Genomic DNA, 13,001 nt, shown 5'->3' on the forward strand with positions numbered 1-13,001 from the left:
GTGAAATAAGCGGCGACGAGTTCGACTTTGGAGCTGGACATGTGAGACCTCTTGAAAGTGACGACGAGCGATGCGGCGCGTCGCGGGGGAATCGATGCCCTGGACTATCACGGAGAAGTCACAGCAGATAAAGAGCCCCCGGATCGTCTTTCCGTAGAATAAAAGTACACAATCGGGCGAAGCCGAGCGTTGCTTGCCGCTGCGGGGACCGCCGCATCTGGTTTATCGCCCGATTCTTGAACTGTTCGGTGACAATCTCTCCGAAGCTGTCGTCATTTTTCCAGTGAGAGGAAATAACTTTTCTTTCTGTCGCATTTTTCTTTCCGATACCAGGCCTTACTGTGCCTCCACCAGAACATCAAAACCCGGCTTTTCCACGACATGGGCCTATTGGAGACACAGCATGAACTTCCGCAAATCCATCGTTTCTTGTTTTGTTCTCGCGGCCGTCGCAAGCGCATTTGATACGAGCGTCCGCGCGGCCGACCAGCCTCGCGTTGCGCTGCTCATGCCGACGCAGAGCGTTGAATACTGGGCGCTCTATGTGAAGGGCTTCGTGAAGGAAGCCGCCGCCCAGGGCCTCAAGCTCGATGTGAAGGTAAGCAACTACGACCCGAACGAACAAGCCACTCTGGTCGACCAGACACTTGCCCAGAAGCCCGATGTCATCGTCCTTGTCCCGGTGGACTCGAGCGCGATGGTCCCGTCGATTCGCAAGATTGACCAGGCCAAAATTCCGCTAGTCATCTCGAATTCGATGCCCGACCAGAAGTACTCCCGTTACTGGAAGGTCTTCACGGGCCCGAACGACATCAGCAATGGCGAAGTAGCCGCGAAGACGATGATTCAGGGCTTCAAGGAAAAGGGCTATGGCGATAAAGGCAAGGTCATCGTCATTAACGGGCCGATGGGCACGCCGCCGCAGGTTCAGCGCTATCAAGGCTTTGTGGAGGGCCTCAAGAAGAACGCACCTGGAATCGAAGTCGTCGGTTCCCAACCGGCAGACTGGGACGCTGTGAAGGCAGAAGCGGCCGCGTCGGCGCTCTTCACTCAGTTCAAGGACGTGAAAGGCGTCTACACGGAGAACGACTCGCAACTTCGCGGTGTCGTGACTGCTGCACAGCGCCTCGGACTCGACCCGTCGAAGCTCGTCATCATTGGCCACGGCTGCGACTCTGGCGCGGTCGAAGCCATTTCCGCCGGAAAGGCATACGCCACGGTCGAGCAGTCCCCGTTTGACGACGGTGCGTACGCTGCACGGGCCGCCAAAGATCTCGCGTCGGGCAAGGCGCCGCAAGCCATTCAGTATCTACCGAATCCTGCTGCAACGAAGACGACGCTGAACGTCTGCTACTCGAAGAAGTAACGCCGTTCTGCACAGTTGACCGTCGCGCAGGCGGCGGAACGTTTTTCGCGACCCTTCGGGGTCGCTTTCGTTTTACGAACGGAGACAACCATGAGACGAGAGATTCGCGTAGCTGTGATTGGCACTGGCTTCATGGGAAAGGCGCACGCACTGGCGTATCGTGCCGTCTATGGCCAATACGGATATTTCCCTCCACCGGAAATATCATTTCGCGGCAGCGCATTTTTCTTTTCCAGGCGAACTAATAACCTGTTACTCAACAATACCGAAGCCGCTGACGCGAGTTTCTGCTGGAGACGACATGCGTTCCTGCGCACGCAGCGATTCCCTGCGAATTTCTCTCCTCAAAGACCACCAACAGCAGCGTCGCTGATGCCGCAGCGCCTCCTGGCTCGTTCGAAGCCCTGGACAGCGAAATGCCCAGCATCGACGCAGGACATCGGTAATCGAGATGTATGCCGTCACCCACACACGACCAGCTACGCGCAGGAGGTGGGCCACTGTGACAGGCATCAGCCCTTGACAGCGGATGACCGAACAGTCTCCGCGTTTGGAGGAAGACAATGCTGCAAGACGCGAATCCCGGCACCGAGCCGGTAGCTGCCCAGAGTCTGCTCTGCGCTCGCAATCTCACAAAGCATTATGGTGGCGTCAAAGCGCTTACAGGCGTCAGCCTCGAACTGGCGCCGGGCGAGATTCATGCGCTGTGCGGAGAGAACGGCGCGGGCAAGAGCACGTTCATCAAAATTCTCGGTGGCCTCGTTCAGCCTGACGACGGAGAAATCACCGTCGACGGCCACCATCTGAAGCTTGGGAATCGCACGGATCCCCGATTGATCTCCATCGTTCACCAGGAGCTTGCAATCGTTCCGACGCTGTCGGTACTCGACAACATTCTTCTCGGTGGCGCCGACCAGAGCGAAATCTACCGACGCAGTCAGTATCGCGACTCTGTCCGCGAGCATCTCGATTCGGTGGGGTTGTCACACGTCAAGCTGGATGCGCCGGCGTCCCGGCTCAGCCTTGCCGAATGCCAACTCGTGGAAATCGCGCGGGGCATGTCGCGGCAGGCGAAGGTGCTGCTCCTCGACGAGCCGACTGCGACCTTGTCGGATGCGGAGATCGTGCGAGTCTTCGACGTCGCGCGCAGGCTGCGTGACCAGGGCACCGCAATGATTTTCGTGAGTCACCGGCTCGACGAGGTCTTTGCGCTGACGGACCGGGTAACGGTTTTCCGCAACGGCCAGCACGTTCTGACGCAACGTACCTCCAACATGACGACTGCTGAAGTGATCAAGGCAATGATCGGGCGTGAACTTGTGCATAGCAGGGCCAAGCCGCCCGAGAGGCGCGCTGACCTCGCGCCTCGACTGTCGGTCTCCAACCTGACGGTTGCAGATAAGGTCGAAGACCTGTCGGCCGATGTGGCGGCAGGCGAGATTCTCGCGGTTGTCGGTCAGCTTGGTTCGGGAGCCGAAGTCCTTGTCGAGGCGCTCGCCGGACTTCGCGGCGACATCTCCAACTCAGTCAAGGTCGACGGACAGGCAATCAAGCTTGACAGCATCCGCAGTTCCCTGAAGGCCGGGATCGCATACGTCGCCGAGGACCGTGCGGATAAGGGCGTGTTTCTGGATGCGCCGATAGCAATCAATATCACGGCCTCTGTAATGGCGAAGTTCAGCAAGGCTGGCATTATGCGGCGCGCCGGCGAGCAGGAAGAGGCCCGACGCCTCGCATCGATGTTCGCTATCGACCCGAAGCGCCTTCCTCATGAAGTGTCGACGCTCAGCGGTGGCAATCAGCAAAAGGTGTCGCTCGCTAAAGCCGTCGCGCTCGCACCTCGGCTGTTGCTGTTGAACGAGCCTACCCGAGGCGTTGACATTGGCGCTCGCGCGGAGATCTATTCGACCCTTCGCAAGATGGCGGATGACGGGTTGGCGATTGTCTTCTACTCGACAGACCTCGAAGAAATTCTCGAACTCGCGGACACCGTTCTCACTGTTTTCCGTGGCCGGATGGTCCGCCATAAACCTCGATTCGAAATCGATGGTGACACGCTGCTCCACGACATCGTCGCGGGCGACAGCGACGCATCTCACGGCCACGTCTCTTTCCGAAATCAACCTGCGCAGGTGGATAATGCATAAGACCGCTCTGGAACCCATTGCACAGGTGTCGCCAACGGCGTTGCGACGGTGGGCATCTGCACTTTTTGGAACGACGAGCATTCATGCGGCGTCGATCCGAATCGCTACGCTTGTCCTCATCGTCGTCGCAGCAGCCATCGTGCCGCACTTCACGGAGTTCGGGAACGTTCAGTCGCTAATGTACTCGGTCGCAGCAGTCGGCATTGGCGCTATCGGTATGGCGCTCGTCACCCTCAGCGGGAATCTGTTCATGCTTTCGATGGGTGCGACGGCCGCGGTCTCCACCGTTATGTTTGCAGCGCTCATTCATTTGGGTTTGGGTACGACGCTGCTGCTCGTCGTATTGAGCGGCCTGCTGATGGGCATTGTGCAGGGCGGAATCATCGCTCTGGGGAAGGCGAACCCCATCATCACGACGATTGCCACCTCGTCAATCATCATCGGTGCAGGCGTCATCTACACCGGCGGCCTGACGGTTATCGGCAAAGGCGATGCCACGTGGCTCGGTCAGGGCAAGCTGTTCGGCTGGCTGCCGACTCAAATCCTCGTGCTGGCCATTTTTGCTGCAATTGCGAGTTTCATCCTCCAGAAGTCGCGCATTGGACGCGAAATCCGATTGCTCGGAATGCGGGCTGAGGTTGCGCGTATTGCCGGACTCCGGACGATGGCCGCGACACTCGTCTGCTACGCGTTCGCTGGCGCAGCAGCGGCACTGGCCGGCTCTCTGATCGCCTCATCGTCGGCTCAAGGCAATCTGACGTACGGCATCGACCTCGATTTCAACGCGATCGCAGCCGTGCTGGTCGGTGGCATTTCGATTCGCGGCGGGCGTGGCCATATTTCGGATGCGGTCACCGGTGCCATCTTCCTCGCGGTCATCGGCAACATCCTCCTGGTCAGCGGCGTGAGCTACGAGTACCAGCTGGTCGCGAAAGGCATCGTGGTTCTCGCAGCGGTGGTATTCGGCGCGTTGCTCGCCCGGCTCGGTCCGGGACGGAAATAACAGGAGACTCGGAAATGCATCAATCTCAACGACTTCTCAATCTGGCGATTCGGATCGTCCTGCTTGTTGGCATGCCGGTTATCTTCGGCCTCAGCGTCAATCACTACTTTTCGCAGGCCAACCTCTACGCGATTTTCCAGGCGTTTGCGTTCCTTGGAATCATCGCACTCGGGCTTTCGGTCACGATGGTTGCTGGTGAATTCGACCTGAGCGTAGCGGCAATCTCGACGGTGGCCGGGCTCATCACTGTGAAGTTCGGCGGCGATAGTGCTTTGCTCGGCATTCTGTACGCGGTTGTCTTCGGGGTGGTGGTGGGCGTTGCAAACGCAGCCTTGTTGCCACGGCTCGGCGTTTCCTCGCTGGTGACCACCGTTGGGTCGATGATGTTTCTGACCGGCGTAGGGTACTGGCTCGCAGGGGGGCGCGTCTTGAGCTACGGCAATCTGGACGTCAGCGACTTTCTCGACCATAACGTGGCAGGCATTTTCTCGCCTCGAAGCTTCATTACAATCGCCTGTTTCGTCGTGATCTCGTTGTTCCTGCGCTTCACTACGCTCGGTCGCGACATCTACGCTTCAGGTGGCCATCGAAAGGCGGCGATTCAGAGTGGTGCACGGGTCGGCAAAGCACTGACGGTTGGTTTTGTCATCTCGGGTGGGTTGTCGGCACTGGGTGGGGGGCTGCTCTCGCTGAGCCTCGCGACCGCCTCCGCGACGATGGGCAGCAACATCCTGCTCCAGGCGGCCTCAGCGGCCATCGTCGGCGGTATTGCGCTGGGCGGCGGTATCGGTTCACCACTCGGTGTCGCGATGGGCGTTCTCATTCTCACCATCCTGAATAACGGCCTGGGTTTGTTGAGTGCCACGTCCACACAGATTCTTCTCGTGAATGGGCTGTTGCTGCTCATCGTGGTTTTGCTTGACGGGCGTCTGGGTGCGGTATTGGCCTCGCCGCTGGACCGGTTCGCTCGCAGAAAGGCATCCGCGCCCGTCTGACTTTTGCTCGCATCGACGCGATCCGACGTGCTCCTGAAGAGCGCGTCAGTATTTCGTCATCTTGAGCCCGGATAGACCGTGGCCGCACCGACTGTTGCCTGAAGGAAGAACGTCCCGCCTGCGAGTCCCGACGGCATCCCGTGATCGACAGCACGGATGAACCTAGGTTGCAAAGGTCATCCAGCGCTCCTCAAGTTTGAGGCTCTTCACGCGCTCAATCAGGAACTCGGTGAACACTCGAATTTTCGCGGGCTGATATCGCCGGCTTTGGTAAGCCAGGTTGATGGTCAGCCGTGGCAACTGCCAGTCCCCAAGCACTGGGATAAGACGCCCGGACACGATGTCATCATGAATGATGTAGAGAGGCTGAACGACGATGCCCAAACCTGCTCGCCCTGCGGCGACGATGACCTGACCTTCGTTTGAGTCCAGAGCGCTCTCAATCGGGATATTGCGTTCTTCCTTTCCTCGACGCAGGTGAAGCAGATAGGGGTCGACGGCGAGATTGTAGACAAGCATGTTGTGCTGCTGGAGGTCCTCTGGATTCTCAGGACGTCCGTGGGCCGCGAGATAGGCTGGCGATGCTGCCATCACTCGTCTGGTCTCGGCCAGACGTCGAATCGTGATGCCCGAATCTCCTTCATGCTCTTTCGTACGTATGGCGATATCTATCCCGGCCTCGATGAAGTTCTGGTATTGATTCGCCGCGACAATCTGAACCGACAGATTGGGGTAGCACGTGACAAACTCAGGAAGCGCCGGCGCAATGTGCATCATCGCGAAAGAAACAGAACTGGTCACCCGGAGCACGCCTCTTGGACTGAGCGCCTCCTCAGAAGCAATCGAGTCAGCTTCGGCCAACTCGGAAATCACAGCCGTGCATCGGCGGTGGTACTCGCGGCCGGCGTCAGTAAGCCACATGCGCCGCGTAGTTCGTTCTATGAGCCTCGCACCGAGACGCTCTTCGAGAGAGCTGAGCGTTCGACTTGCTGCGGCATTTGACATGTCCAGTTGTTCGGCGGCCTTCGACAGGCTACCCAAGTCAGCGGTCAGCACAAATAGCTGCAGTTGCGTCCAGCGGTCCATCGTCACCCTCTTCGAGTTCTACTGGAAGAATCAGGTGTGATTCTTCCAATTCGTCGAGGCCAAATATGCCGGAGGCGAGGCGATTGATAAACCGACCGGAAGTCCTCGATTTGTAGAGGAAAATTCTACAATTCGACGCAAAACGGGAGGGCCTGGTGTTCGGTAGTTCGCGCTCTCCCACGCATGCGAACTATTTTTCCTTCAGGAGGAAATGTCATTTCACTTCTGGGCATTTTATTTACCCAAGCGACCCTTTACCTTTCGTTCTGAGACGCCTGAGCGCACAACGGAGACACGCACGATGCGCAACATCAACGAAGACACCATTACACAAGCCGTCATTGCCTCATTCGCGAACTGCGGGAACCCGAGACTGAGGACGGTGATGACGAGCCTGGTTCAGCATCTCCACGCCTTTGCCCGCGATGTCCACCTTACCGAGGACGAGTGGTTCAAGGCAATCAAGTTTCTGACGGAAGTCGGTCATATCACTGACGACAAGCGACAGGAGTTCATCCTTCTGTCCGATACGCTGGGGCTCTCGATGCTGGTCACGTCCCAGAACAATCGCAAACCTGCGAACTGCACGGAAGCGACGGTTTTCGGGCCTTTCTACGTCGAGGGCGCTCCGTTCTACAGTAACGGCGACGACATCTCGAACGGAGCCAAAGGCGCGCCTTGCTATGTAAGCGGCCAGGTGCGTGGTGCAGGCGGCGAAGCCGTCGGAAACGCGCAGCTCGATGTTTGGCAATCGGACGAGGACGGCTTCTATGACGTGCAGAACCAGGATGAAGCTGGCAACGTGGTCCATAGCGCGCGAGGCCGATTGAGAACGGACGCCGAAGGATTCTTCAACTTCCGCTCTATTCTGGCTGAGGCGTATCCCATTCCCCATGATGGGCCTGTGGGCCGCATGCTCTCGGCGGTCGGCCGCCATCCATGGCGTCCCGCGCATCTGCATTTCATGATTGAAGCGCCCGGTTACCAGACACTCATCACTCACGTGTTCCGGGACGGCGACCAGTACCTCGATTCGGACGTTGTATTCGGTGTGCGCTCGTCGCTCATCTCGGAGTGGAAGCGACACGAACCGGGCGTCGCACCCGATGGCCGAGACATCTCTGTCCCGTGGTACTCGCTTGAATATGACTTCGTGCTCAACCCGTCGGAGGTACATGCATGATTCGGCATATCGTCATGTGGCGCGTTCGGGGCGACACGCCGGCCGAGCGTCTGGCCGCTTCCAACCGCGTGAAAACGGGCTTCGAAGGATTGCGGGGCCGGATTCCGGGAATGAGTCACCTTGAAGTCGGACTCGACCATAGCCGGGTCGACTACGCATGCGACGCGGTTCTTGTCACCGAATTCGACTCGCAGGAAGCCTTGGAGGCGTACGCGTCGCATCCGGAACACCTGCGCGTGCGCAACGAGCTCGGGGATCTGCGCACCGCGCGATTCCAGGTTGATTACCTGGCAGACGCTGGTGTGAGCGCCGAGCCTAAAGCGGAGTTTCTTCATGCAAAAGCGTGAGTTTGTATATCAGGCGCGGGCTGGGCGAGTCGTGTTTGGCCCCGGTAGCCTGCAGCACCTTGAGCGGGAAATGCTCGAGCTGAAGTCGGAGCGCGCTCTCATTCTGTGCAGCCCCGAACAGAAGGAAATGGGCGAAGCCGTGGCGACCCGCCTCGGTGCACGTGCCGCAGGAGTATTCGACCGGGCGGTCATGCATGTGCCGCTCGAGTTGGCGAAGGAAGGTCGTGCGCTGGCTCGCGAACTGAACGCAGACTGTGCGATTGCTGTTGGTGGCGGCTCGACGATTGGCCTGGGCAAGGCTATCGCGCTGGCGTCGGGCCTTCCGATTATTGCCGTGCCGACAACGTACGCCGGCAGTGAGATGACACCCATCTACGGCATCACCGACGCCGGCTTGAAGAAGACCGGTACAGACCCGCGGGTTCTACCGAAGATCGTGATTTACGATGCCGACCTGACCATGTCACTCCCGATCGCGCTATCGGTCACCAGTGGAATCAACGCGATCGCCCATGCGGCGGAAGCGTTGTATTCGCGCGATGCAAACCCCGTGACCAGTCTGATGGCGGAAGAAGGCATCGCCGCTTTCGCGCGTGCCTTGCCCGCGATCGTCGCCGACCCGCAAGACGTTGAGGCTCGTGCCGACGCTCAATATGGCGCCTGGCTCTGCGGAACGGTGTTAGGCAGCGTTGGCATGGCCCTTCATCACAAGTTGTGTCACACGCTCGGCGGAAGCTTCAATCTTCCTCACGCGCAGACGCACACTATCGTCCTTCCACACGCGCTCGCCTACAACCGACATGCTGCACCGGAAGCGATGGAACGGATTGCACGTGCGCTGGGTTCGGAGGACGCCGCCATCGGTGTCTATGAACTCGCGAAGCGCTGCGGTGCACCGCTGGCGCTCAAAGACATCGGCATGTCGCCTGAGGATGTATCGAAGGCCGCGGACATTGCCAGTTCAAACCCCTATTGGAATCCGCGTCCGATTCAGCACGACGCGCTTCTCAAGCTTTTGCAGAATGCTTTTGACGGCGTCGCACCCCGTGCGGCCTCGGCCTGACCCAAGCACCGAAGCAGGGGGACAACAATGCATTTCACCGTCTATTGCCTCGACCATTCGAACATGGTCGAGCGTCGCCTTGAAAACTACGACGCCCACAAAGCGTACCTGCAGACCGCGCCGGTGAAGACACTGATTTCCGGTCCGCTGACGAAATCGGACGGGCAAACGATGATTGGAAGTTTCTTTCTCTACGAAGCCGATGGCATCGAAGAGATCCAGAAGTTTGTCGATACGGACCCGTTCAACAAGGCAGGAATCTGGGCGTCGGTCGATATCAGGCCATTCATCAAGCGGGTAGACAACCGCTAACACGATTGCTTTATTTCGGGTCAAGGTGCTCCTCGCGGTATGCCAGGAGTGGGAAGCGTTCGTCCTCGAAGAGGGCAAACCGGATGGCGAAGCTCTCAATTTCTGGAGTTCGCGCCGAACATAACATCTGAGTGGAGACATCATGCGGACAGGACTGGACGGGAAGATCGTGCTCATCACGGGTGGTGCGCAAGGCATCGGACGGGCTACCGCACTGGGTTTTGCACGCGAAGGCGCGCGGCTTTGCCTCATCGACATCGACATTAACGCGTTGAACGAAGCCGAGTTGGAACTCAGGGCGCTCGGCGTGAAAGTAGCGATTGCACAGGCGGACCTGTCCACGGCCGAAGGGGTGAAAAGCGGTGTCGATGCAGCCCTGAAGTCATACAACGGCCAGGTCGACGTTCTGGTGAACAACGTCGGCGCCGGTAAGGTCCGCACGTTCGACGAGCTCTCGGACGAGGACTGGGATTTCACGATGAATCTCAACTTCATGAGTTACGTGCGGACATGTCGCTACCTGCTGCCCGTGCTCCGAAACCGTGAGAAGGCGGTCATCATCAACAACGCGTCGGACCTGGCGCGGCAGCCTGAGCCTGTCCCGATTGACTATTCCGCATCGAAGGCCGCGGTACTTGCCTTAACGAAAGGCCTTGCCCGGGCTGAGGCGCCAAAGATCCGCGTGAACGCCGTTGCACCGGGACCGGTCTGGACGCCGTTCTGGACGAAAAAAGGCGGCTTCGCTGACACGATGGGAAAGTTCCATGGTATGGCGCCCAAGGACGCTGTCGAGCACGAACTGTCATTGCGCCACCTGCCGCTCAACCGACTGGGGCAGCCTGATGAAGTAGCCAATGTGATCGTATTCATGGCTTCAGACCTCGCGTCGTTCGTCACGTCGGCGGTGTGGGGTGTCGATGGTGGCAGTATCCGCAGCCTCATTTGAGCGAGCCGGGTCGCGAACGGATTTCACAGAGACATTGTCCAGAGGACCAGCGCATGTCGGCTTATGACCGCTTCCTCGCTTCTAACGTGTCGCCAAGGGAGCGAGCGTTTCTCGTCGAAGCACTGGAATTGTTGATGCGCGAGCGCTTGAATGGATTACGCATTGCGATAGCTGTGGCCGCAGCGCGCGGCGACCGGCTTCCCGACGTCCAGGACTTTGGCCTCGATGACATCCTGCGTCTTAGCCGACAGCTCTCCGACGGTGCAGGGGCTGGCCCGAACGAGGGTTGGCTGGAGGCACGGGCGCCGGTGGAGACAAGACTGAGTACAGGTCGACGACGGACGTCCTAGGCTTCTGTAAGCAACATTGAACAGTCGGCGCACCTCGATGCGTCGACGAATGACTGGAGACTCAAATGCTACGAATTGCCGTTCTCGGCGCTGGCCGCATCGGAAAAATCCACGCTGCTAATGTCGCAGCAGACCGCCGGGTGAAGCTCGTCGCCGTTGCAGACCCGTACAAAGAGGCCGTCGAGGCGCTCGCCGCTGACCTCGGCTGCGATGCGTCGCTCGATTGCAAGTCAGTGGTTGACCGCGAAGACGTCGATGCCATTATTGTCGGAACACCGACCGACACCCACATTGACCTGACATTGCAAGCGGTCCGGCTGGGTAAGCCCGTGCTCTGCGAGAAGCCCATCGACCTCGATATTGACCGCGCTCTGGCGGCTGTCGAGGAAATCGAGCGCCTCAATGGCCGCGTGATGCTGGCATTCAATCGTCGATTTGACCCCGACGCGATGCGCCTGAAGCAGGCTATCGATGAAGGTGAAGTCGGTGACGTCCGCCAGGTCATCATCACCAGCCGCGATCCAGGGCTTGCACCGCGCGAATATCTTCGGCACAGCGGCGGCATTTTCCGTGACATGACCATCCACGATTTCGACACGGCTCGCTGGCTGCTTGGCGAGGATCCGGTCGAGGTGATGGCGATGGGCAATCGACTGGTCGACCCCGGCCTCGAAGAGCTCCCGGACTATGACAGCGTGATGGTGTTACTTCGTACGGGGTCGGGCAAGCAGTGTCATATAAACGGTTCGCGTCAGGCTGTGTACGGCTTCGACCAACGTCTTGAAATCTTCGGTTCAAAGGGAATGGTTTTGAATGAAAACCATCGCCCATCCAGCCTGCGCCGTTGGACGAGCGAAAGGACGGAAGCCCGCGAGCCGCTCCTCAACTTCTTCCTTGAGCGACATGCGGACTCTTACAGGGTCGAACTCGACCATTTCCTGATGGCTCTCGGACAGAACGGTCCGATGCCGGCAACGCCAAGGGACGGTATCCGCGCGCTGCGCATCGCGAACGCTGCCATCCAGGCAGCAAATTCGGGCTGCGCGGTGAGAATCTGAACAATCCCGCCGCATTGCGCGGTCCATGGGTCATGCCGGGTTGACAATGGGCGGCTTACTGCCCTATATGAAGAATGAAATTCTTCGATAGGGCTGGATGTGGCACAGGTCGACAGTTTCAGTGGGATCGTTATCTTCGTCACGGCGGCACGGTCACGCAGTTTCACTGACGCCGCCGAGCAGCTCGGTCTGACAAAGTCCGCTGTTGGAAAGGCGATTGCGAAGCTGGAGGAGCGCCTGGGCGCTCAGCTCTTCCATCGCACTACCCGGAGCATTTCCCTCACAGCCGATGGCGAAGCCTACTTCGCCGCGTGCGCCTCCGCCCTCGACGAAATTTCCACGGCAGAAACCGCGCTCGGGCCGGAACTCCATCGTCCGGTCGGTCGGCTTCGCATCGACATGCCAGCAGCGTTTGGGCGCCGCATACTTGTTCCAATCTTGCTGGACATCGCGCGGAAGCATCCCGACCTGCAGCTCACGATGACGTTTTCGGACCATCTCATCGATCCAATTGAGGAAGGCGTCGACCTTGTAGTCCGCTTCGGAGAACTTCAAAGCTCAAGCGGCCTCGTCGCACGTCGCCTTACCAGGCAAAGGATGGTGATTGCGGCGTCGCCCGAATATCTCGAGCAGCGAGGCACACCTGGCCAGCTTGAAGACGTCGATAGGCATTCGTGTATCGTCGGCTATAGACGTGGACAGCCTTTGTCGTGGCGAGTACGCATCGGCGGTGAAGCGAAGCGCTTCTCACCTCCCGGAACTCATCAGATAAGTGATGGCGACTCCATCGTCGAGGCGGCTCTTGCTGGCTTAGGGCTCTGCCAGATGCCGATGTCATTGTTGAGGCCGCACCTGGAGACAGGGGCGCTTCGCTCCGTGCTCGATGACATCTCAAACGAACTCATCGACGTGCATGCTGTCTGGCCGAAGGTGGCGCATTTGCGACCAAAAGTACGGCACGTCGTTGATACGCTCGTGGAGCTTGGTGAGCAAGGCCGATTAGCCTGAGCGTGCTTACCCGCTGCATACGCAAGTGATTTGCAGCGTCTTGGCGAAGCCGGTTGCCGTCTTTCCTGCGCGCAGCAGCTATTTCATTCTCGCCGCCCATTTGCCGCACTGCCCAAGCGGGCCGTCTGCGTGACGCG

General features: G+C 59.0%; 13 protein-coding genes. 12 read left to right on the top strand and 1 reads right to left on the bottom strand.

What is annotated here, in order from left to right; translation table 11 throughout:
- Positions 1-403 precede the first annotated feature (403 nt).
- The 4 genes from BUE39_RS18895 to BUE39_RS18910 all read left to right on the top strand — a co-directional run bounded on the left by BUE39_RS18895 (position 404) and on the right by BUE39_RS18910 (position 5,511).
- Positions 404-1,366, top strand: coding sequence for a sugar ABC transporter substrate-binding protein (locus BUE39_RS18895; protein ID WP_073430252.1), 963 nt, complete (start codon positions 404-406; stop codon positions 1,364-1,366).
- A gap of 563 nt (positions 1,367-1,929) precedes the next feature.
- Positions 1,930-3,513 (top strand): sugar ABC transporter ATP-binding protein, encoded by a 1,584-nt coding sequence (locus BUE39_RS18900; RefSeq protein WP_073430253.1) that lies wholly within the window; start codon positions 1,930-1,932, stop codon positions 3,511-3,513.
- Positions 3,506-4,516: an ABC transporter permease gene (locus BUE39_RS18905; RefSeq protein ID WP_073430254.1), complete on the top strand. Its 1,011-nt coding sequence runs from the start codon at positions 3,506-3,508 to the stop codon at positions 4,514-4,516. Before BUE39_RS18900 ends, BUE39_RS18905 begins: the two co-directional genes overlap by 8 nt.
- Before the next feature lie 14 nt (positions 4,517-4,530).
- Positions 4,531-5,511, top strand: coding sequence for an ABC transporter permease (locus tag BUE39_RS18910; RefSeq protein ID WP_073430255.1), 981 nt, complete (start codon positions 4,531-4,533; stop codon positions 5,509-5,511).
- Positions 5,512-5,673: 162 nt separating this feature from the next.
- On the opposite strand, the gene BUE39_RS18915 is transcribed toward BUE39_RS18910, so the two are convergent.
- Positions 5,674-6,597: a LysR family transcriptional regulator gene (locus BUE39_RS18915; RefSeq protein ID WP_073430256.1), complete on the bottom strand. Its 924-nt coding sequence runs from the start codon at positions 6,595-6,597 to the stop codon at positions 5,674-5,676.
- 301 nt (positions 6,598-6,898) lie between these two features.
- Here BUE39_RS18915 and BUE39_RS18920 point away from each other — a divergent pair, with 301 nt between their 5' ends.
- The 8 genes from BUE39_RS18920 (at position 6,899) to BUE39_RS18955 (ending at position 12,864) form a co-directional block, all read left to right on the top strand.
- Positions 6,899-7,780, top strand: a complete 882-nt coding sequence (locus BUE39_RS18920) for an intradiol ring-cleavage dioxygenase (protein ID WP_073430257.1) — start codon at positions 6,899-6,901, stop codon at positions 7,778-7,780.
- Positions 7,777-8,127: a Dabb family protein gene (locus tag BUE39_RS18925; protein ID WP_073430258.1), complete on the top strand. Its 351-nt coding sequence runs from the start codon at positions 7,777-7,779 to the stop codon at positions 8,125-8,127. The genes BUE39_RS18920 and BUE39_RS18925 overlap by 4 nt, the downstream gene beginning before the upstream one ends.
- On the top strand, positions 8,114-9,190 hold the full coding sequence (locus tag BUE39_RS18930; protein WP_073430259.1) for a maleylacetate reductase: 1,077 nt from the start codon (positions 8,114-8,116) through the stop codon (positions 9,188-9,190). The genes BUE39_RS18925 and BUE39_RS18930 overlap by 14 nt, the downstream gene beginning before the upstream one ends.
- A 27-nt stretch (positions 9,191-9,217) precedes the next feature.
- Entirely contained in the window at positions 9,218-9,502 is a 285-nt protein-coding gene (locus BUE39_RS18935) for a YciI family protein (protein ID WP_073430260.1), read from the top strand.
- Positions 9,503-9,644: 142 nt separating this feature from the next.
- On the top strand, positions 9,645-10,448 hold the full coding sequence (locus BUE39_RS18940) for an SDR family NAD(P)-dependent oxidoreductase (RefSeq protein WP_073430261.1): 804 nt from the start codon (positions 9,645-9,647) through the stop codon (positions 10,446-10,448).
- Between the two features lie 53 nt (positions 10,449-10,501).
- Entirely contained in the window at positions 10,502-10,798 is a 297-nt protein-coding gene (locus BUE39_RS18945) for a hypothetical protein (RefSeq protein ID WP_073430262.1), read from the top strand.
- Between the two features lie 65 nt (positions 10,799-10,863).
- A complete protein-coding gene (gene iolG, locus BUE39_RS18950; RefSeq protein WP_073430263.1) occupies positions 10,864-11,856 on the top strand; it encodes an inositol 2-dehydrogenase in 993 nt (330 codons plus the stop codon).
- Between the two features lie 99 nt (positions 11,857-11,955).
- Positions 11,956-12,864: a LysR family transcriptional regulator gene (locus BUE39_RS18955; protein WP_073430264.1), complete on the top strand. Its 909-nt coding sequence runs from the start codon at positions 11,956-11,958 to the stop codon at positions 12,862-12,864.
- The last annotated feature ends 137 nt before the right edge of the window (positions 12,865-13,001 follow it).

Origin of the sequence: Paraburkholderia terricola, from assembly GCF_900142195.1 — a bacterium.
GTDB lineage: Bacteria > Pseudomonadota > Gammaproteobacteria > Burkholderiales > Burkholderiaceae > Paraburkholderia > Paraburkholderia terricola.